The sequence below is a fragment of the Bacillus sp. CPT56D-587-MTF genome, from assembly GCF_058792335.1.
On sequence record NZ_JBYTEF010000002.1, the window covers coordinates 260,946 to 281,723 of the forward strand.

Consider the following 20,778-nt stretch of genomic DNA (forward strand, 5'->3'; position numbering starts at 1 on the left):
AGGGAACTTCCCCCTAAGTCTCTCTCAGAACCGTACGTGAACCGCTCAGCTCATACGGCTCCCATTATTCGTTGCCGGTAGTATCCCATATTTCCAATAAATAGTTTACGGTCTCGTTGCGCAATAGTGCCTAGCCAATATTCTGCTTTCCTTCGATGTTTTCGTTTCTTATATTTCCGACGAACCCATTTTATTAGACCACTATTGATATACCGCAATACACCGTACATTTCTGATTTGTAGAAATGCCCGTAATAATTGATCCATCCTTGGATTTTCTTATTAAACATATTAGAAATATCCTGTAATGTTTTATCTGCTTTCAACTGTAAGCGCCAGCTTCTCACTTCTTTTCTAATTGCTTTCTTAGCTTTATCGGCAATAGCTGGTGAGAAGTTTGTGAAGAATTTTCCATGTTTGTTCTTTGCGTGTCTTGGTCGAAACGTATACCCAAGAAAATCAAAAGAAATGTTCGGATAGTTCAGTTGTCTATCATCATCTTTACAATAGGCAATTTTCGTTTTCTCTAAGTTTAGCTCTAGTCCAAACAATTTAAATCTTTCTTCCAGTCTTCGTTGAAGATATTTTGCTTGTTTCAATGAAGTGCAGTGTGCTATTCCATCATCTGCGTATCTTGTCCAAGGAATACTTGAAAATTCTTTTACCATAAAATCATCAAATGTGTAATGAAGAAACAAGTTCGCAAGAACTGGACTGATAACACCACCTTGCGGTGTCCCAGCTGTCCTCTCTATTAATGTTCCATCTTCCATTTGAAAAGGTGTTGCTAACCATCTTTGTACATAGAGCGTAATCCATTCCTGATTGGTATGACGCTTTACCATTTCAATTAGATAGTCATGTCGGATGTTATCAAATAACCCTTTAATATCGAACTCTAATACCCAATCCTTCCGCCAACACCTTTTCCTTGTCGCTTCAATAGCTTGAATCGCTGACTTATTTGGTCGATATCCATAAGAATCTTCATAGAACAACTTCTCCACATTTGGTTCAAAATAGAGTTTCGCTACCATTTGTGCCACTCGGTCTTCAACTGTTGGAATACCTAGTGTTCTTGTTCCTCCATTCTTCTTAGGAATAGCTATTGCTTTTACTGGTTTTGGAAAATAACTTCCTGAAGACATACGATTCCATAATTTGTACAAATTATTCTTCAAATCCATTTCGATGGATTGTTCATCAATTCCATATGTCCCTTTATTAGCTTTTACTCGTTCGAAGGCCATCATTACAACATTCTTTGAAATACTAAACGGTTTTGTTTCTTGCATAAGTTCCTCCTCCTCAAAGTTGACTTATCCTGGAAACTGAATAACTTGGATTCTTCGCTCATCCTCCAGTACAGAGGCTTCCTCACTACTACAATCCAATCTGCCCCTATGACTGCATCGGTACTCTTTTCTTGTGGTTCTTCCACTTGAAATACTCCCTTCGCATCAGTCCGTAGGTTCCCACGTTCCGCACAAACGCCTGTGTTATGTTCATGCCACCTTTATGCCGCCCACCACTTAGACAGTAAACAGGTTTCCTCTAAGCTTATCCTAGGTTAACGACTCCCCCCTAGTTTTGATGGAATCTCTACGCTTTCGACATTTCCGTAAGTGGTTCACATGTTCGTTCATCTCCATAACACCCACCTGACAATTCTTGATTGCCTTTTCCTTAACGCTCAATACCATAGCTTTTGACTACAGCACCTTAAGGCGGTTTGAAATCTCCACCTGTATGGCGACTCCGACGGGCCCGCCGTCATCATTTGTACAGCATAGTTGCTTTGAGTAATTCTCGTTACTCACGCACACTTTCGTGGCGCACAGTCGTTGCAAATCTACATCGAATAGAACAGGTACTTACTAATTTTATTACGAATGCAGTCCGTTACACACCAGAATGCGAGAATATTATTATCTCCACTATAGAAGAGAATGAACGTGTGAAAATATGTATAGAAAATAAAGGGACTCATATTGAATCAGAACATGTAGAAAAGATATGGGATCGTTTTTATCGAGGGGATACATCTCGTCAGCGATCTAAAAAAGGTGGGACAGGACTGGGTCTTGCTATTTCAAAAAATATATTAGAGCTCCATGACGCGGAATATGGTGTATCAAATACAGAAGATGGCGTATTATTTTTTTAAAATCGACATTATCTGCACGTAATCTTTACCTGAATTTATTATTATTTTCATTAGAAACAGAATGAAAAGCTAATAAGGAGGTTGTTGAAATGAAAAAAAGAGCGATACTGTTTTTCTTTATTATATTAATAATGAGTACAGGATTTGGTTTAATACATGCTAAAGGACGTAAAAATATATCAAAAGAAGATTTACGCTTGAAAGGAAAAACCATTGTAATTGACCCAGGGCATGGCGGGGGCGATAGAGGGGCGCAAGGAAAAAATTATGGAACAATTGAAAAGGCTCTTAATTTAAAAGTGGCACAAAATATAAAAAAAGAATTAGAAGAAAGAACGGATGCAAAAGTGATACTTACACGTGAAACAGATACTAGTTTACTTCCAGAAACAAAACAAAAGGAAGAATTACAAGCACGTGTCAAAGTAGCTAAAGATAATGCAGCGGATCTTTATATCAGCATTCATCATGATACTTTTGGAGATACAAAAGTAAAAGGAATCACAACTCATTATGGAGCTAATAAGAGACAGGATAAAAAGTTAGCTGAAATTGTACAAGAAGCCATTTTTAATCAAAATATAGATACTCGGGATAGAGGCATTCAAGCAAGTGATTTTCTTGTCTTACGAGAAAATTCTTCTCCGGCTATTTTAATTGAGTTAGGATTTATGTCCAATAAGAGTGATGAAAAAAGAATGAATTCAGCAGACTTCCAAGTAAAATCACAAAAGGGTATTGTAGATGCTATTATTACTTATTTTACTACCTAGCAAAACAGGTAAATAAAAAATACTATTTTTTCTATATCTTAATCATGAAGGATAGTACTTTTTGTGCATAAAGCTAATAGTTGTCACATTAGATACATTCATCAGAAACGGAATGCTTGTTTGTTATTTTTTTAGTATATAACTAGTTTGTGAATTTGAGAATAAATTTAATTGAAGTAGAGAGAGAATTTAGCGAATTTCGACATTATCTGCACTTTATCTTTATCTCTTTCTAGTAATCTATGTACTATAAGTATCGGTTGAAACTAATAATTTAACCGAGTAAAGAATCAGTTTTATAAATAATTACTGTAAAAGGAGGAGTGACAAATAATGAAAAAATCACAAAATAAAAGAAGTGGAATAATGAAGATACTCCTATCTGTAGGCGTTATTCTAGTAGCATCTATTTCCATGATCTTTTTAATGGGACAACTTAGCTCTACTCCAGCAAAAGGAAGCGTTAAAGAAAGTGCTAAAGAAAGCGTTACACAAGTTAACACACAGAAACCAGAAAAGAAAAATGAAACACCACCGCCGAAACAAAAAAGACCGGATGGAAAACCTGTAGGGAAAGTGGTTTATTTAACATTTGATGATGGTCCTAGCGAATTAACAGGACAATTTTTAGATATGCTGAAAGAGCAGAATATTAAAGCAACATTTTTTATGCAAGGTAGCAATTTACAAAATACACGTTTTCAGGAAAATGTAAAACGAGCAGTAAAAGAAGGGCATTATATTGGTGCACATAGTATGACACATAATAGTGAGAAGTTGTACCAAAAAGGACAATTTGTACCAGAGATGAAAGAAACGTTAGCTCTTATTCACGATATTACAGGCACCACTCCTAAGCTGGTTCGTCCACCATATGGATCTGCACCAGGTTTAAAAGGAGAAGAGATTCGAAATCAAATTGTAGAAGCAGGCATAAAAGTTTGGGATTGGACAATTGACTCAAATGATTGGAAATTAAAAGATAATCCAAACCAGATTATAGAAAATGTAAAAAAGCAAACAACAGAAGATGTAGAAGTGGTTTTAATGCATGAAAGACCACAAACACTACAAGTTCTTCCTGAAATTATTAAATTTTATAAAGAGCAAGGGTATGAGTTTGGAGTATATGATGATGCAGATCATTTTTGTCTAAATTTCCAAAAGGATAAGCGTTTATAGGGTTCTGGTGCAAATAAAGGATACATTCCCAAAAAATAATGAGGATTCCTACTGGAATCATTCTTTACGCTGTGAATCCAAATAATTGATGAATAAATTCTTTTTGATTTTGAACAGACTAATAAATATAGAGAAAGTGGCTAAAGTTATGTTGTTCAACTGAAATGACATAACAATTCTATTTAAAAGAAATTGTATATTTAGATACAAACTACCAATTCTTTGTACGCTAAAAATACGTACCATTTTCGTACAAAGAAAAATAATAATCAGAATAAATTATTTTATTCACAAATTCCATTATGAACCATATATATGGTATAGGGGGCTCCTGTTCCTCCTGTTGCACCTGTAAAAAGTAGTGACTACTATTTATACGTATATAAATGTAGCACTACTTTTATTATTTTAGCCAAGAAGATTCTCTCCTCAAGGAAAGTGACGTGAGTAGGTGGGAGAGATTTGACTATAGTACTCTGTCCAATTTCCTGCCAAGAAGACAGTGTGTGTTTGGCTAAAAGAAGTGGATCGTATTGCGATGAAGTCGTCTGTTTGCAACTTTGTGTGTATGCACTTTTTCAAAAATAACAAACTAGTGCCTCGTGTTTCAAATCTAAGACGAACAACGTACAATCTTTTATCGCAAAACAAACAGACGAAAACATTGCCGTTGTAGAAAACAAGATAAATTTATTGAACCACAGTCAATCTCGACTGGGCTGAAGAAAATGCCAAAAATTAATAAATGAGTAGTTAAAACTGATTAACATTTGATGACGATTATTGTTAAAATAAACAATTCTTACTTACAGGAATCGGGCGCGTTTGTTTAACAAAAAGTAAAAGGTGATACATATTAGGCATGCTTAATATGTATCACCTTTTACTTTTTTATGACTTTATACAATTTAAATTTTGATAATGTATGATTTTCTCGAACTGGTATAGTGAGGCCACATAGTTGGCACCCTAATCGTTCTTGTTTTACATTACACTTAGGATCTATTTTGAAAAGTGATTTCCACGTTTTAAAGACTATTTCCATTTGTCAACGCCAATATAATTTGTGTACCTGTTTAACACATTCTCAAGGTGTATTCGCCACGTACACGCTTAAAATTTCGCTAAACTTTTACTTTTCTCTGAGTACGTTCTATTTTCATTTGTTTATAGCGTTCCACATTTTGCCAAATGCTATTTTTGAACCTTTCGTCTCTCATTTCATTGATATAATTAAAATAGACTAAAAAAACAATTCAAAAGAGGGATAATATTTTATGAAGAAAAAATATCATAAAGCATTAGCTATCTTTCCATTAGCATGCATGTTAAGTACACCCATGCTAGCGGCACCCGTTTCTACCTTTGCGGCAGAAACACAAAACGAACAAGGAACAAAAGCCATTGATAGGGCAACATTTGAACAGGATTTGATGAGGGCAATGACAAATATACCTCCGATTATTCAACCCAATGGTACTGGAAAAATATACAATCCATTTCACACCACCAATCCAGCTATAATTAATATGGTATTTTCTTTAGAAAACTTTAAAGATGTCACTGCTACAGAAACAAAAGATATAACAACAGCGGACGATATGCAAGAAGCAACGTATGAAAATGTCACAGATTTAAACCAAACACATATCACACCGTCTAAAACGATTACCAATACAGATTCCTTTACGTATTCCAATTCAGAAGGAGCAAAATTAAGTGTAGAATTAGATCATACATTCAATGCAAACGTAAGTATCCCAGGTGTAGGAGGGGCCGGTAGCTCTACAACGGAAAAAGTATCTACTGAATTCTCTTATAATCATACAAGTTCTAATACAACGACGCGTACAGAACAAATTACAATACCTTCTCAGACTATCGTAGCGGCACCACATGGAACAACACACTATCTAGGAAAAGTACAACGGGTTGAATTTTCTGGAACAATGGAGAATACAGGCTATATTACAGGTACTATAGAGGCGGAGACAAATTTCCGTCAAGCTACCGAGAACGGTCCCGGAACCGGCCCTTATGATTATACAAAAAATGGAAAAGAAACATTAAATATCTATGATGTATTTAAACAAGCTCTCACAAATCAATGGTATACATTACCGGATTATCTAGAACTAGATAATGTAAATAAGAGGGTCGTCTTAAAACAGCCGATTCTTTCAAACTTTACAGGAAAATTAGGATTTAAATCCGATGCGAAAATTGAATTTATACCAAGTGATCCAAATAAACCCAAAGTTCAAATGTCTTTAGCCGATTATCAAAATCCTGAAAAACGAGCTCAATTATTAAAATAATGAAAAAAGATTGTATGTTGTATAAAAATAAATCCAAATTATGATATTAGGATTCTCCCAATAAATTCTTAAATGAAGCTATTGGGGGAATCCTTGTTTAAAGATAGGGACTGATGATCAAAAAGAAGCTGAATAAAACAAAAAAAGATAGTTTGTGCAGAATAGTGTTGCAACAGAGTACAGCTTTATTACCATCACTTCTCCAATAGTCTCTAAGACTTGAGCAATTTCATATTATTTCAGGTACCATTGTATCAGTAGGACTGTGTATCGGTTGTAGCATGGTTTGTCACGGATAATTGCAACATCCAACCGAGTACATACCTTTTGAACCAATGCTGTAAAATATTCTTCAACTTTTGTGTTAAAAAATCTTTCTTCTGTATCGTGGGCAAAACATAAAATGGTAGTTCATTTATGATACGGTTGTTTTCGTTCTTCTATAATCATTCATCACATTCAGATTGTATCCGTTTAATAAAAATCACAGCAAAAGATACCCACATTTTGAATGCTTAAAGTGCCACAAACCTTACGATTTTTAATTGTACTTTGTATCCAACTTCACTGTCAGCCCGCGCCTAAAGGCGTGGGCTATTTTTTCTAAATTATATTGTTTTCTTTCTTTAATATCAAAAAAGATTCCAGAATATTGAGGGGCCCTAAAGAGCTTCCCAACACCCTGGAAAAGATAGAGGTAATCCTATCTTAATTCGTACAAGGGTTTCGATGACAGAAAATTCATGAATCTCATACTTTATTTTAATGTATTAAAATCGAAAATTCAATTTTTATTTCATAGGAAAAATTTAGGTTCTGGTGCAAAAAAGTTAGGTTAATTGCAAGTAATCTTCTAATTTGGGACATACTGATACGATTACTCTACAAAAGGGATGTGATCAGTATGAAAAAGGACAATTTGTTTAAATGGAAGCATTACCAACCAGATATAATTTTATTAACTGTACGTTGGTACCTACGGTACAATCTAAGTTTTCGAGATTTGATGGAAATGATGGAAGAAAGAGGATTATCCTTAGCACATACAACGATTATGCGCTGGGGCCATCAATACGGACCGGAACTGGATAAACGTATCCGATGTCATCTGAAACAAACAAATGATTCATGGCGAGTGGATGAAACGTATATAAAAGTAAAAGGGCAATGGATGTATTTATACCGTGCGGTTGATTCTGAAGGAAATACGATTGACTTCAATCTTAGTAAAACTAGAAATCATAAGGCTGCAAAGCGATTCTTTAAGAAAGCTTTGCAATCTTTTCATGCCTCAAAACCTCGTACAATTACAATTGATAAAAATCCTGCTTATCCAGTTGCTATCACCAAATTAAAGAACGAGAAAAAAGTGCCGTTAGGCACTCAAATTCGGCAGATAAAATATCTAAATAACGTAGTGGAGCAAGACCATCGCTTCATTAAAAAACGTGTACGCTCTATGTTAGGTTTTAAATCTTTTGGCACAGCTACATGTATGCTTGCGGGAGTAGAAGCCATGCACATGATAAAAAAAGAACAGGTGGATTTACAGAATCAGTCTGTTCGCAATCAAAAAGAATTTATTCATCAATTATTTGGATTCACAGCGTAAAGAATGATTCCAGTAGGAATCCTCATTATTTTTTGGGAATGTATCCTTTATTTGCACCAGAACCAAAATTTATATACAATGAATGATGTAATTCATTGCACGTTAAAAACCAAAATTAAGTTAGGGAATTTCTTTTATATACGGTATTTTGTTAATCAATCTTATAACATGAATCACTTTTGATATGGATGTAAATTTCATCTAAATGTAATACAAAATGTGCAAATTTATATTTTGAAAACTTCCTACGTTCATGTCATCAAAATATAAAATATGACCTTTCGGATTCGTTATCTTTAGTAAGTCAATGAAAAATAACTTTGGGAGGAATCATTTTATGAAATTAAACAAAATAATGTATGGAACACTATTATCTACCACACTATTAAGTAGTCAATATGTGATGACTACGCCAACATATGCTGCTGAAAATACAGGTGTGGTGTGGGAAGACAAAAACAAAAATGGTAAGATGGATGCAGGGGAATCTGGAATCAATAATATTAAAATGGATTTATTTACTGTTAATGGCTCTTTAATTAAAAGTTCTACAACGGATTCACAAGGGAAGTATTCTTTTGGTGATGTGGCCGATGAGAAGTACTATGCGAAAGTAAACGTTCCACAAAATTATCGCTTTGGTGGAAGCGTTCCTTATTTTGGTAGTGATGGATTAACAAAGTACATAACTGTAACTCAAAATAATTTAAAAGATTTAAATGTAGGTCTAGTAAAAATAAATGATCAACAACTTGAACAACAATTTAAATGGTCATTAGTAGGATATATGGATAACGAATTCGTAAATATGATCTTTACTCCAAAAAATTTAGAATTACAGATTAAATTTAATCTAAGTATACCTAATATTTATTCTACAAATTCACACTATGCCAATATCAAAGTTAAAAAATCTACTGGTGAAGTAGTGTATGATCGAGCTATAAACAATGCTCAGCAACTAGCGGATGAATCAAAAATGATTCCAATGAAAGCAGGTTATACAATTGAAATTGTACATACTGAAGGAGATAGACTGCGTTACACTATTGATAATGGCGAGACTACTAAATTAGGAAGTCCATATACAGCTGTTATCAAAAAATATGAAGTCACAAAAAACAGCTTGAAAGAATTACAATAAGGCATAAGTTTATTACTCATTTTCATGCTGTGGAGGAAGTCTTCTCCACAGCATATTTTTGTGTCTGAACTATGCTTTTTTCGTACGTTAGAAGAGCAATTAGCAATAATTCCACGTATCCCTCTCTAGAAGAATCTTTGATTCTTCTAACGAAAGTAAATAACATTTGACACTCCCCCGGCTAAAGCCGCAAGTCCTACACCTTACAGTGTAACGGATGGGATTCTTGAATGACTAAGCGTTCGCAGTCCATTTCTGTTTTGAACAGTCTTCAAGATGAGGGTGTGCCATCCCCCTCCTACAGTTGCATAACGATAGCGATATATCTAGCTATCAGTGACATTCCTTTTTAATAGGTACAGTATATTCATCCAATCTTGCTGCGCTCTGTTATAATTCAATTTTTCACTATTTCTTCTTGTTAAATACGGGTAAAAAAATTATGAAATTTATCTTTCTTCACATTTAATTGTTTCAAATTATATTGAAATTAAACCTATTCTCCATCACTATACATTTGACTTGGAAACATAATAATTGCACCTCCAAAAGAAGTGTTTGTTTCTTCTATGGTGTGTTTTTCAATCTCTTATGGTTTTTTTATCAAATTCAGTAAAATCAAATAGATTATCTCTAAAGAAAAGAGAATAGCATGTTGCGCTATAATTTGTTTTCCTCGTTCCTCTTTCCCTTTGTCAGCCTCTATGCAATAAAACATGTACTTTATCAATTTTTTGAATCTTTTAATGTAGCATTTAACAGATTTAGTTACTGGTTTGAATTGTAACAAATCGGCACTTTTCTTTTATTTATATAATGTAAAAAAGAAACGAAAATACGTAAGGATATCGTTTTTCCTTATGGAGTCTATGTTTTCAATTTATAATGAATAGCCTTTTCCTATTACATGGCCATAGTTTGATATGGATTATTATCCATGATTGGTTCATTTAAATCAAACACAATCACATTTTTTTGTACCTTTGATAAATTTCGCATCTAATTTCATTTCTTCAATGCTATTTCTCTATAGGGAATAGCATCTGTTGTTTGATGCAACATATCTGATAGGACTTGTTGTTCTACAAGTGGAAGTATTTTCTTACGCCTACTTGTAGCAATTATCCTACTAGAAAAAGCGAAAAGCATTACAATCGTATCGATTTTCAGCTTTTCTTTCATTTGATATTTTATTCCTAGATGTATGGTATGAACGTATTTACAGTAGGTATACTCAAAATACAATTCTTTTTCGAGGAAGAGAAGTCCTATATTATAAAAGAAAGAACTTTTTATTTCCTCCTGTTTCGAACGAGAAAAAAATTTTTTTATATTTTATGATGTAAAAATTATATAAAATCATTTTAAGTGGCATAATAGAGTCGTGATAGAGCTTTGTTCTATAAAGTACTTCCTATTACATGTAAATTTAAAGATTCTACATGATGATATGAGGAATTGAATAAAATCAAGATATATTAGGTTTTATAAACATGAAAGGAAGGGGGCGATACAATTTAGACATACATGTGTAAAATACTGTTGCATTATAAATACCAAACTTGCTAATGCATCAAAACTTAATAGTTCTACTTAGATATGTAAATATATTTTCATCCATGTATCCTTTTTTATAGCGGATAACACTCATAATAATAGAGTATAGTATTTTTAATTCATAGCTTTATCCCTTCTTACAAGGATATGAGGAAAAGCCCATTTGCGTGTAGAGCATACTGTAGTAATACTGTATTTTGCTAAAAGTAAGGAAAATTGATATTTGATATTCGTTTTGTATAGCATGTTAATTTACATTGAGAAAATGAGGATCGTGTGTTACAAGAGGAAAATGTAGAATTTGTAGATTTATTATACGCATATATAATGCAAAATCAAAATAATGAGGAGGTTTAATATGCAAGCAAAACTAGATGATGCAATCGTATTTGAGAGAAATGGTATGGAAATTACAGGTATCGTAATAAAACTGTATGAGAAATCTGTATTAATAGAAATTATAAAAATAATTGGTGGTGATTTTCCATACGATAAGACCGTTGTGAGTCATAAAAACTATCGACTTTGCTGTATAGATGAAACTGAATAAATACTTGAGCTGATTTCATATGGAAGGCTATTTTTCATGAGAACATATTCAGAGATCAAACACTCCTATTATATCTAGGATTGTTTCTAAGATTTCTTATACAAAAAAGGCCAAGCTAATTTCTTACGTCGGATTTTAGTATGACAAAAGTCCATTACAGCCTAATGTGTCATTATCAGAAACATAAACAGAAAAAACTATAAACAGACACATAACGAAAGAATATATACACATTTTTCAAGTAGCTATAATTATTATGCTGATTTTCAGTTTCATATTGATGAAAATAAAGTATAAATTGAGCTGTATGTTATTGCGAAAAAACAGAAAGCTAATTTAAAACGCTTAACGCATCTGTAAACAGACAATGTTGGATTTATGTGCTTTGGATATTATTTTTTATAAAAAACCTTTTTAAAGCCAATCTGAACATCATAAATGGAACGTTAGCAATTGTATTTGGTTTATCAAACCAATATTGTTTTATTTTTTGGTTTGTCACTTACAAATAATAGAAAAAATATCTCCCTACATTTTTATAAGACTCCATTACAAAGTGCATAGATTTTTACAAAAGTGTAAGGTTACGGTCATATTCATCAGTAGTAGTTCACCTCTAAAAAGCAAAAAATAGACAAAAGAATAGCAAATATAGGAGAATTCACCTGATGAAATCAGTTGTAGATGTAAAAAATATTCAAAAAATGTACGGTAAAAAAGGGGGAAACCAATCCCATGTGTTAATAAATGTATCATTTTTCATTCAAGAGGGTGAATTTCTCAGTAGTATAGAATCATCTGATTTCGGTAAAACAATACCGTTACATGTAATTTCAGTACTGGATAAGACGATAGGCGGTGTTATGGAAACTGTAGGAACAGATATTATGAAAGTAAAGTAAGATGAGGTGCGTTTTCTGGTGCTTGTTCTCAAAATTTAGGATTTTCAAGATTTTAATTTATTTTAGAGAAAGTATCTATTTACGAAAACATTGCACTCCTATTTTCTCTTCAAGGTGTTCCACCACATAATATTGAACCGAAAGTAGAAAAAGTAGCGGATATGTTAGCTGTTGCAGCCATACTTCAAAATGTCCATCTGAAGAGCTGTATAGAAAGTATCAACAATGTATTGTAAATCAAGGTTTTTCCAACGGAACAATGTGTATGGGGCTCTTCGTTGGAATTGCGTTGTTAACAATGATAACAAGTTGCTTAACGGTCTGGTGCACCTAAAGACAGTACACGTCATCAAATACTGCATAAAATGGGTGTTCGCCGGGAATTATTAATACAATCAATTTATAAGTAATTATTCTTTGTATCCTTAGTCTCAGCAATTGTAGGTACTGTTCACATATTAGTTGATATGAATATGTTTGCGCCTCTTTTAATTGATTCGTATGTTCGAATTTGATTACCCACTGTTATTTTCATCGTGATTTACTACTGGATTACAGTTTAATTGTATAAAAGAATCGTACTTCCGAAAGAAGGTTAACGTAATTATGTTATGTATACTGAATCAACCTGAATAGGTACAAGAAATTTTAAATTAATAAATAGGCTGGTACCATGGGCTATAAAAAATTAATTTTTATTCATAAATGATAACTTTTATCTGAAAATAGACTATTTTAATGGTCTGTTTTTTTCGTGCGTAAAGATATGTATAGCTTAGTTTATGCAAGGTCCTTTAGTAGAGGAAGAATAAAATGAAAAACAATTCGGAACAGCCTCATTTTATCTCACCCGTCGAAAAGTGGAGTAAAAGCAAACTCTGTGTTCAAATTTTTGGGATATATTTAATATTACTCATTTGATGAAAGAATTGGTCTTTGTTTAACCTACAAGTAAATTGAGCCCACTAAAAACTTAGCTGTGTTAGGTATAAGAATATAAATGTTATTAAGAAAGAATTTATAATAAATCATCTGGTATCAATTGGGAGGTAAAGTATTTTGGTTTTACTTATTAAACATTCAGGGCATCTTCTTATCTTTTTTAGGTATTACCACATTTATTTGATGAAATCAGCAAAAAACTAGCACGAAGGGCTTGGGTCTTGTATAACATACAGTAAGCAACGGACATATTGTTTCCTGTCTCGATTGTTCTTTTGCATTTTCGATGGGGATACTCGATTGGGAATGTGTATCGTAGAAACAATTGGGCTGGATGAATTGACCTGGTCAAGAAAAACTGGAACATCAATTAGATTACGCAATTGATTTTGAATATTGGTACGGAGTCAAGCCATTTAATGATGAATGAGGGCGAACGGAATGATAGTACATATAAATAAATTCAGCGACTAACTGATTTACTTGAGCGAGAGAAATTAGATTTTCTCCATGTAAGCATTCGCTTTTAAAGATGCTAAAAAAAGATTCCATCACAGCGTTATCCCAACAGTTTCCCTTGCGGGACATACTTTGCTGAATTGTGTCTTTTACTAATTGAGCATCCTGGTGAGTATCCAACGAATAACCAAGCACCCGACGGGTGCTAATATCTAATGCGGCACAAAAATATACTTTTATCCCATTCATTAAACGAAATTCTGTGATATCACATACAACAGTCGGAACGTCTCATGTGACCATTTTGACAGAGTTACAAGACATCTACGATGTCCTCTATCGTAATGAAATCTGGGAATGGTGCGGGTATCCGGAGTGGAAGTGGAATGAGACGCTATTTTCTTCTCGTAAACGAGAACCGCTTGTGCCGACGGCTTATTGGTATCAAGGGCGGCGCCTGCATGTCGTCGAAATCGATACAGGGGAGAATTTGCATGCAACACTTTGTAATATGCGCCGCTATGAGGGACTCGTGAAACAAGCCGAAAAACGTAGCACACCCGTTCCCCAAGTCTATTATTTTACAAGTGATCGGCTGCGTTTAACGTGGCTGGAAGAAGCGCTGGGTGGACATAAACCGTGGTTGCGGTGTGTGCATACGCCGAAAAGAGGGGGCGGTTCGTCGTGAAGGAAAAAATTACGCGGGTTCCTTTGCTTTCGCGCGATACGGATGAAACGTTCGTTTCTGTTTATCGCTGCCTCAAGTGGTTTACATGTATAGGGTCTTTGCGCCATCAAAACAAAAACAAGTAACTACTCAGCTTCTTCAAATAAAAAAACAGGCCAAATACATGTTTCCGATTCGAAAACATGAAAAGAAAATACTCCAATCAGAGAAAGAATCTATGCCAAATAGAGAAATTCTCTTATGAAGTCGTGTTATTCCAAGGAACCGTTCTAGTTTCTATGACTTGGTTTATCGCTTGTAAGACCGATTGTTTTTGTTTTTTCATGGTACTCATAAAGCTTCGTATCTGACAAAAAGATTCTGCGCCTTTCTTACTTCGGAAAGTCCCAGACACTTTCTGTTTTACTTTCGTCATCCGAATATCCCGTTCTGCTTGATTGTTATCAAATGGAATGGCTGGATGTTCTAAAAACCCTAGAATTCTGTCAGAATACTTGACGAAGCGATTCCATAAATTTTGAGAAGGCGTCTGCTTTCCTTTCTTCTTTTGTTTCGTGGAAAGAATCTGTTGTTCTTTCAATATGGATTGATACATAATAAACAGATTCTTTTGCGTCGCTTTTGGCATGGTACCTTCGGATTGCTTTTTCATCGTCAACGCTTGCGTTAGAAATTTCTGCATCTGTTGTGCCCATTGTTCTCCAGTACTATCTATAATTCCTTGTAAATCTCGTAAGAGATGGGCATTACATAAAACGTGACGACAATCTGTATACGCATCATACGATTTCCAACCATCATGCATCGCAATTCCAGAAAAAGATGGCAAGATTTCTCCAGCATCCATTGCTTCTTTTCCACGTTTTTGATGAATATGTTGCAATGTCACCTCCGGTGTACTGGCAGTATGTAACCATTGTGTTTTGTTTTCTACACGCATACCAGTTTCATCAAAATGGACAACAGGAGACTGCAGAATCTTTTCCTTTACTTCTTTTATGAATGGCTGCAATTGAGAAGCGAAAGCCTGTGTATGATTTACCAGGGTTCCTTCGCTTATAGAATGTCCAAAACAATCCTGAAAGAATTCTTTTGTTCGCTTCAAAGAAATGCATTGATAATGCGTTAAATAGGGAATCAGTCTTTTTATATTTGGACCATATTGAACAGGACGAGATACTGTCGAAGGAAATTGGGCTTCTTGGATAGAATGGCAATGTGGGCATTCTTTCTGTTCTACTTTATGTTCTGTCACTTCGATCTGAATAGGTGGTAAGTCATACACTTGGCGAATGCGATACCCTTTTACAGGCTCGTGGTTCAAGGAAGTATGACAACAAGTACAATATGTAGGAGAATGTGTAATCGTATGATCTGGAGTCGCTGTCAAACCAAGAGTATGTCCCTTGTGGCCCAACTGGCCACCCGTTTGACGATGAGACGGTTTGCGCAAACTTTTTGTAACGGGCTTACCCAAACCATCTGTAGAAGGTGGCTTATGACTATTTTTGGAGTTTTTTTTTGAAGCATTTTCTAGTTCTTGTATACGTTTTTCTAACTTAGAAAATGTTTCTTCAAATAAAGAAATAACAGCTTCAGGTCCTTTTTTATATGTATCTAAAATAATTTTTCGATCGACCATAAGATTCACCTCCCCTGTTTGATATACTCAGTATTTACAAATGGGAGGCATATGAAACTAGTAAAATTTAAAAAAGACACCGAAAGGTGGCTGAGTAGTTACAAAAACAAGGAGGGATTGTAGCATGAAGCAAGAAGATCACAATGTGGTACCCATGTTGGTACCCACGATACCCATTACACCAGCGGAAGAGGCACAGCTGATTACGCTGTTTCAGCAGTTACAAACCGCGGTGGTGAATTATTTTGCCAATCCGACGATACTATCAAATCAAGCGCTGCAGCAAGTCTTAACCCAGTTATACACGTTTTTACTCAATACATTTCCGACGCCAGATGGGCGAAATGCGACGCGGTATAATATGTTTCTTTTACTTGGTACGACAAATTCGTTAGCCAGCTTGACTGCACCGGTTGGGCAAATCGCAGAGATGTTAAATGCGCTGTATAACGCGCTTTCTGTATTTGTCGCGTCTCTGATTACGTCTTCGCCATCCGTTCAAAATCAATTGTTCGTCATTCTCATCAATTTATTTGCAGCAACATCCACAAAGCTGAATACGGCACAAGGTGCACAAGGTGCGGCTGGATTTACAGGACCACAAGGGTTGCAAGGGCCTGCAGGGATTCCAGGCGTGAAAGGCGACCAAGGAACGCAAGGGGCGCAGGAAGTGCGGGACCTGCGGGAGATAATGGCGTGACTGGACCACAGGGGCCTACAGGACCTACGGGAGCAACTGGACCGACTGGGCCGGTGGGGAATGTGTTTGTGACGAATCAAAATAGTAATAATGTCTCAGTGATGGATGCGACATTGTATATGAAAGTGACGACAATAGAGGTGGGCGCGTGCTCGAGTCCTAATGGTCTGGCAGTGGATGCAAATAATGATCAAATTTGGGTGGCGAACTTTCTCTCCAATAACGTCTCGGTGATTAACGCATCTACATTTGTGAAAATTACAACCTTAACCGTGGGTACGGGACCTAACATATTTAGTGTCGCTATTAATCCACCAAGCTTATAAAGTTTGTCAATCTCCTGTTGATTTTTGACAGGAGATAGTACATACACTATTGAATAACGTAACATCCAAATAGCTATTCTTACCGTCATGCGTACAGTTTTGGGGATAGAGGGGCTCTTATGATGGGAAGAGGGACTTTTTATTTTTTCGCGTAATAAGTTAAGGAAAGACACGGGAGATGTCAATCGCACTTCCAGTGCGGGGATACTCGATCAATCCTTCCCTTGTAGAAAAAAAGGGGAATGTCAAGAGCCGTTCGTACGCCAACAAACACCAAAAACTGACTATTGTATAGATGACATATCCTGTAAAATGCGAGTGGGGTATACAGGGAACCCGGCAGCAGAAACAATAAGTAGAGAATCTTGCGTGGAACGAATTTTATTTGCTACTAAACTAGAACAATAATCCTATAGCTAGGATAAAAGATAGATGGAAAAATTCTATTTTTTCTATAATATCTCAAAAATCAAGAATACTTTTTGTTTTGAGATACAAGCGATTTTTCTACCTATAAATATTGATGAAAAAAATGAATTCTGCAAAATAAAACGGTATGTAAATAAAAAGTATCATATATAATTTCAAAAAAATTTTCGAAGTTCATCTCAATAAGATAATATATATAGTCTTTTTGAGACGTGATTCTAATATTTTTCACAACTGCCTATAATAAAGATTATGTATACTAGAAAAAAGTAATAAACTTATCAAACTTCAGTATAGGTCGTTAGTCTTCTCCTTTCTCTTTGGATTGATACTGTGTGACGGATTGTAATTTTTTCCATACGTAACGAAAAGAACTTACGGACTGTAATGATTCAGTAATTCTGAATATACTGGTGTTTTTATCTAGTGGTCGTGTTAATGAAGGTACTGTATAGATAGCCTATTTCAAATCCCTTTCTAGGGCTTTTATGTTTATAGAAGGTAATGAACACTTTTCGAAAGTTGGCATGCTGCTTTATCCATGCCTTTAATAGTACAAATCCGTTCTTTTTATTCTTTCCTATAAGTTTTAGCAAATATTACAAATATGACGGGAATAATCCTCTACAGTATTTGGACGTTTCTTTTCCTCAAAAAGAAAATGTTTAAACGATTTGAGTTCTATGTCACTTCTTTACCCTTAGTACCTCCAAATTTGATGTATTTTAAAGTTATTATAACAAAAAACGTCACAGAATGACTCTTCTGTGACGTAAATATCTGATTTTATCTTTATGTACTATCCCCAGCCGAAAATCGACAGGAGATAGGAAAACCTTATAAGCTTGGCGGGTTAACTGCTACACCCCAAGGATGTGAACCTATGGTGATAGTCGTTATCTTTTCGAAATTTATGGCATCAACAACAGATACGTTATTACTAGTGTAATTTACCACCCACACTTGGTTGTGTGTTGACTCTACTGCCACAGCGATAGGACCTGTTCCAACAGAGATTGTGGTAATCATTGCGTACGTCGAGGCATCGATTATTGAAACAGTAGTTCCGTTGCCATTACCATAGTTGACCACCCATACTTTGTTATTACTCATGTCCACTGCTACACCGTAAGGAAATGATGTTCCAACAGAGATTGTAGTAATTTTTGTATATATCGAAGTATTGATAACTGATACGGTGTTATTGCCTCTATTCGTCACCCATCCCCTGTTGTTAATTGTATCTATAGCTACACCTCTAGGACCCGTTCCCGTGGTAATTGTCGTCACCTTCTCAAATGAAGTCCCATCAATCACTGATACATTTGCAATATCGTAGTTCGTCACAAACACATTCCCCTTCGGCCCTGTAGGCCCGGTCACTCCATTATCACCTTCTGGCCCCACACTTCCTTGTGCTCCCACAGGTCCCTGCAATCCTTGCGCCCCTTGCGTTCCTTGATCACCTTTCACGCCCGGAATCCCTGCAGGTCCTTGCAAGCCTTGTGCACCTTGTGCGCCCGGTGCCCCTTGCAACCCGTTGGTCCTGTCACACCATTGTCTCCTTCAGGTCCTTGCACGCCTTGTGGACCCGCTGGTCCTTGTGATCCCTGTGCACCTTGCGGTCCCTGTAAGCCGGGTGGTCCTGCAGGCCCTTGCAACCCTTGTGGTCCTGTAAATCCAGCCGCACCTTGTGCACCTTGTGCCGTATTCAGCTTTGTGGATGTTGCTGCAAATAAATTGATGAGAATGACGAACAATTGATTTTGAACGGATGGCGAAGACGTAATCAGAGACGCGACAAATACAGAAAGCGCGTTATACAGCGCATTTAACATCTCTGCGATTTGCCCAACCGGTGCAGTCAAGCTGGCTAACGAATTTGTCGTACCAAGTAAAAGAAACATATTATACCGCGTCGCATTTCGCCCATCTGGCGTCGGAAATGTATTGAGTAAAAACGTGTATAACTGGGTTAAGACTTGCTGCAGCGCTTGATTTGATAGTATCGTCGGATTGGCAAAATAATTCACCACCGCGGTTTGTAACTGCTGAAACAGCGTAATCAGCTGTGCCTCTTCCGCTGGTGTAATGGGTATCGTGGGTACCAACATGGGTACCACATTGTGATCTTCTTGCTTCATGCTACAATCCCTCCTTGTTTTTGTTTTGATGGCGCAAAGACCCTATACATGTAAACCACTTGAGGCAGCGATAAACAGAAACGAACGTTTCATCCGTATCGCGCGAAAGCAAAGGAACCCGCGTAATTTTTTCCTTCACGACGAACCGCCCCCTCTTTTCGGCGTATGCACACACCGCAACCACGGTTTATGTCCACCCAGCGCTTCTTCCAGCCACGTTAAACGCAGCCGATCACTTGTAAAATAATAGACTTGGGGAACGGGTGTGCTACGTTTTTCGGCTTGTTTCACGAGTCCCTCATAGCGGCGCATATTACAAAGTGTTGCATGCAAATTCTCCCCTGTATCGATTTCGACGACATGCAGGCGCCGCCCTTGATACCAATAAGCCGTCGGCACAAGCGGTTCTCGTTTACGAGAAGAAAATAGCGTCTCATTCCACTTCCACTCCGGATACCCGCACCATTCCCAGATTTCATTACGATAGAGGACATCGTAGATGTCTTGTAACTCTGTCAAAATGGTCACATGAGACGTTCCGACTGTTGTATGTGATATCACAGAATTTCGTTTAATGAATGGGATAAAAGTATATTTTTGTGCCGCATTAGATATTAGCACCCGTCGGGTGCTTGGTTATTCGTTGGATACTCACCAGGATGCTCAATTAGTAAAAGACACAATTCAGCAAGTTAAACAAGCTTATGAAAGTCAAAAAAGAATCCTATTTCATAGTGATCAAGGATCTCAGTTTGCCAGTTATAAGGTTACTGATTTTTGTAATCAACAAAAAATTCAGCAAAGTATGTCCCGCAAGGGAAACTGTTGGGATAACGCTGTGATGGAATCTTTTTTTAGCATCTTTAAAAGCGAATGCTTACATGGAGAAAATCTAATTTCTCTCGCTCAAGTAAATCAGTTAGTCGCTGAATTTATTTATATGTACTATCATTCCGTTCGCCCTCATTCATCATTAAATGGCTTGACTCCGTACCAATATTCAAAATCAATTGCGTAATCTAATTGATGTTCCAGTTTTTCTTGACCAGGTCAATTCATCCAGCCCAATTGTTTCTACGATACACATTCCCAATCGAGTATCCCCATCGAAAATGCAAAAGAACAATCGAGACAGGAAACAATATGTCCGTTGCTTACTGTATGTTATACAAGACCCAAGCCCTTCGTGCTAGTTTTTTGCTGATTTCATCAAATAAATGTGGTAATACCTAAAAAAGATAAG

General features: G+C 36.0%; 17 protein-coding genes and 5 pseudogenes. 14 read left to right on the top strand and 8 right to left on the bottom strand.

Annotated elements, in window-relative coordinates; genetic code table 11:
• Positions 1 to 50 precede the first annotated feature (50 nt).
• On the bottom strand, positions 51 to 1,295 hold the full coding sequence (gene ltrA / locus AC3WVZ_RS30615; protein ID WP_492310912.1) for a group II intron reverse transcriptase/maturase: 1,245 nt from the start codon (positions 1,293 to 1,295) through the stop codon (positions 51 to 53).
• A gap of 545 nt (positions 1,296 to 1,840) precedes the next feature.
• Between ltrA and AC3WVZ_RS30620 the strand changes: the two are divergent.
• The 5 genes and pseudogenes from AC3WVZ_RS30620 to AC3WVZ_RS30640 all read left to right on the top strand — a co-directional run.
• Positions 1,841 to 2,167, top strand: a pseudogene (locus tag AC3WVZ_RS30620) (sensor histidine kinase); the annotation flags it as partial.
• 89 nt (positions 2,168 to 2,256) lie between these two features.
• Positions 2,257 to 2,940, top strand: coding sequence for an N-acetylmuramoyl-L-alanine amidase family protein (locus AC3WVZ_RS30625; protein WP_233936659.1), 684 nt, complete (start codon positions 2,257 to 2,259; stop codon positions 2,938 to 2,940).
• 333 nt (positions 2,941 to 3,273) lie between these two features.
• Positions 3,274 to 4,122, top strand: a complete 849-nt coding sequence (locus AC3WVZ_RS30630) for a polysaccharide deacetylase family protein (RefSeq protein WP_233936660.1) — start codon at positions 3,274 to 3,276, stop codon at positions 4,120 to 4,122.
• A gap of 475 nt (positions 4,123 to 4,597) precedes the next feature.
• Positions 4,598 to 4,815, top strand: a pseudogene (locus AC3WVZ_RS30635) (IS200/IS605 family element RNA-guided endonuclease TnpB); the annotation flags it as partial.
• Positions 4,816 to 5,399: 584 nt separating this feature from the next.
• On the top strand, positions 5,400 to 6,440 hold the full coding sequence (locus tag AC3WVZ_RS30640; protein ID WP_233936661.1) for an ETX/MTX2 family pore-forming toxin: 1,041 nt from the start codon (positions 5,400 to 5,402) through the stop codon (positions 6,438 to 6,440).
• A gap of 294 nt (positions 6,441 to 6,734) precedes the next feature.
• On the opposite strand, the pseudogene AC3WVZ_RS30645 reads toward AC3WVZ_RS30640, so the two are convergent.
• Positions 6,735 to 6,855, bottom strand: a pseudogene (locus tag AC3WVZ_RS30645) (transposase); the annotation flags it as partial.
• Positions 6,856 to 7,344: 489 nt separating this feature from the next.
• Between AC3WVZ_RS30645 and AC3WVZ_RS30650 the strand changes: the two are divergent.
• Together AC3WVZ_RS30650 and AC3WVZ_RS30655 are read left to right on the top strand one after the other, a co-directional pair.
• The gene (locus AC3WVZ_RS30650; protein ID WP_233936662.1) at positions 7,345 to 8,052 is read left to right on the top strand and encodes an IS6 family transposase; all 708 of its coding nucleotides are present in this window, start codon (positions 7,345 to 7,347) and stop codon (positions 8,050 to 8,052) included.
• A gap of 337 nt (positions 8,053 to 8,389) precedes the next feature.
• Positions 8,390 to 9,196, top strand: coding sequence for an SdrD B-like domain-containing protein (locus AC3WVZ_RS30655; RefSeq protein ID WP_233936663.1), 807 nt, complete (start codon positions 8,390 to 8,392; stop codon positions 9,194 to 9,196).
• 1,005 nt (positions 9,197 to 10,201) lie between these two features.
• On the opposite strand, the gene AC3WVZ_RS30660 is transcribed toward AC3WVZ_RS30655, so the two are convergent.
• Positions 10,202 to 10,378 carry a hypothetical protein gene (locus AC3WVZ_RS30660; protein WP_233936665.1) on the bottom strand — a complete coding sequence of 59 codons (177 nt, stop codon included), beginning with the start codon at positions 10,376 to 10,378 and terminating at the stop codon, positions 10,202 to 10,204.
• Positions 10,379 to 11,111: 733 nt separating this feature from the next.
• Between AC3WVZ_RS30660 and AC3WVZ_RS30665 the strand changes: the two genes are divergently transcribed.
• The 3 genes and pseudogenes from AC3WVZ_RS30665 to AC3WVZ_RS30675 form a co-directional block, all read left to right on the top strand.
• A complete protein-coding gene (locus AC3WVZ_RS30665) occupies positions 11,112 to 11,303 on the top strand; it encodes a DUF2187 family protein (protein WP_233936666.1) in 192 nt (63 codons plus the stop codon).
• 665 nt (positions 11,304 to 11,968) lie between these two features.
• Positions 11,969 to 12,393, top strand: a pseudogene (locus tag AC3WVZ_RS30670) (P-loop NTPase family protein); the annotation flags it as partial.
• Between the two features lie 8 nt (positions 12,394 to 12,401).
• A pseudogene (locus AC3WVZ_RS30675) lies at positions 12,402 to 12,768 on the top strand (ABC transporter permease); the annotation flags it as partial.
• A gap of 754 nt (positions 12,769 to 13,522) precedes the next feature.
• Here the strand turns inward: AC3WVZ_RS30675 and AC3WVZ_RS30680 are convergent.
• The gene (locus tag AC3WVZ_RS30680; protein ID WP_233936667.1) at positions 13,523 to 13,855 is read right to left on the bottom strand and encodes an integrase core domain-containing protein; all 333 of its coding nucleotides are present in this window, start codon (positions 13,853 to 13,855) and stop codon (positions 13,523 to 13,525) included.
• Between the two features lie 55 nt (positions 13,856 to 13,910).
• Between AC3WVZ_RS30680 and AC3WVZ_RS30685 the strand changes: the two genes are divergently transcribed.
• Positions 13,911 to 14,294, top strand: a complete 384-nt coding sequence (locus AC3WVZ_RS30685; protein WP_233936668.1) for a hypothetical protein — start codon at positions 13,911 to 13,913, stop codon at positions 14,292 to 14,294.
• A gap of 238 nt (positions 14,295 to 14,532) precedes the next feature.
• On the opposite strand, the gene tnpC is transcribed toward AC3WVZ_RS30685, so the two are convergent.
• Positions 14,533 to 15,936 carry an IS66 family transposase gene (tnpC, locus tag AC3WVZ_RS30690; RefSeq protein ID WP_233935200.1) on the bottom strand — a complete coding sequence of 468 codons (1,404 nt, stop codon included), beginning with the start codon at positions 15,934 to 15,936 and terminating at the stop codon, positions 14,533 to 14,535.
• Positions 15,937 to 16,060: 124 nt separating this feature from the next.
• Here tnpC and AC3WVZ_RS30695 point away from each other — a divergent pair, with 124 nt between their 5' ends.
• Both AC3WVZ_RS30695 and AC3WVZ_RS30700 read left to right on the top strand, forming a co-directional pair.
• Positions 16,061 to 16,636, top strand: a complete 576-nt coding sequence (locus AC3WVZ_RS30695; RefSeq protein WP_282082062.1) for a collagen-like repeat preface domain-containing protein — start codon at positions 16,061 to 16,063, stop codon at positions 16,634 to 16,636.
• Positions 16,637 to 16,704: 68 nt separating this feature from the next.
• The gene (locus AC3WVZ_RS30700) at positions 16,705 to 16,962 is read left to right on the top strand and encodes a YncE family protein (RefSeq protein WP_233936919.1); all 258 of its coding nucleotides are present in this window, start codon (positions 16,705 to 16,707) and stop codon (positions 16,960 to 16,962) included.
• 1,266 nt (positions 16,963 to 18,228) lie between these two features.
• Here the strand turns inward: AC3WVZ_RS30700 and AC3WVZ_RS30705 are convergent.
• From AC3WVZ_RS30705 to AC3WVZ_RS30715, 3 genes are all read right to left on the bottom strand, one after another.
• Positions 18,229 to 18,927: a YncE family protein gene (locus tag AC3WVZ_RS30705; RefSeq protein ID WP_233936669.1), complete on the bottom strand. Its 699-nt coding sequence runs from the start codon at positions 18,925 to 18,927 to the stop codon at positions 18,229 to 18,231.
• Positions 18,861 to 19,535, bottom strand: a complete 675-nt coding sequence (locus tag AC3WVZ_RS30710; RefSeq protein ID WP_233936670.1) for a collagen-like repeat preface domain-containing protein — start codon at positions 19,533 to 19,535, stop codon at positions 18,861 to 18,863. Before AC3WVZ_RS30710 ends, AC3WVZ_RS30705 begins: the two co-directional genes overlap by 67 nt.
• Positions 19,536 to 19,670: 135 nt before the next feature.
• Positions 19,671 to 20,054 carry a hypothetical protein gene (locus AC3WVZ_RS30715; RefSeq protein ID WP_233936668.1) on the bottom strand — a complete coding sequence of 128 codons (384 nt, stop codon included), beginning with the start codon at positions 20,052 to 20,054 and terminating at the stop codon, positions 19,671 to 19,673.
• Between the two features lie 37 nt (positions 20,055 to 20,091).
• Between AC3WVZ_RS30715 and AC3WVZ_RS30720 the strand changes: the two genes are divergently transcribed.
• Complete coding sequence (locus AC3WVZ_RS30720) at positions 20,092 to 20,553, top strand: IS3 family transposase (RefSeq protein WP_282082071.1); 462 nt, start codon at positions 20,092 to 20,094, stop codon at positions 20,551 to 20,553.
• The last annotated feature ends 225 nt before the right edge of the window (positions 20,554 to 20,778 follow it).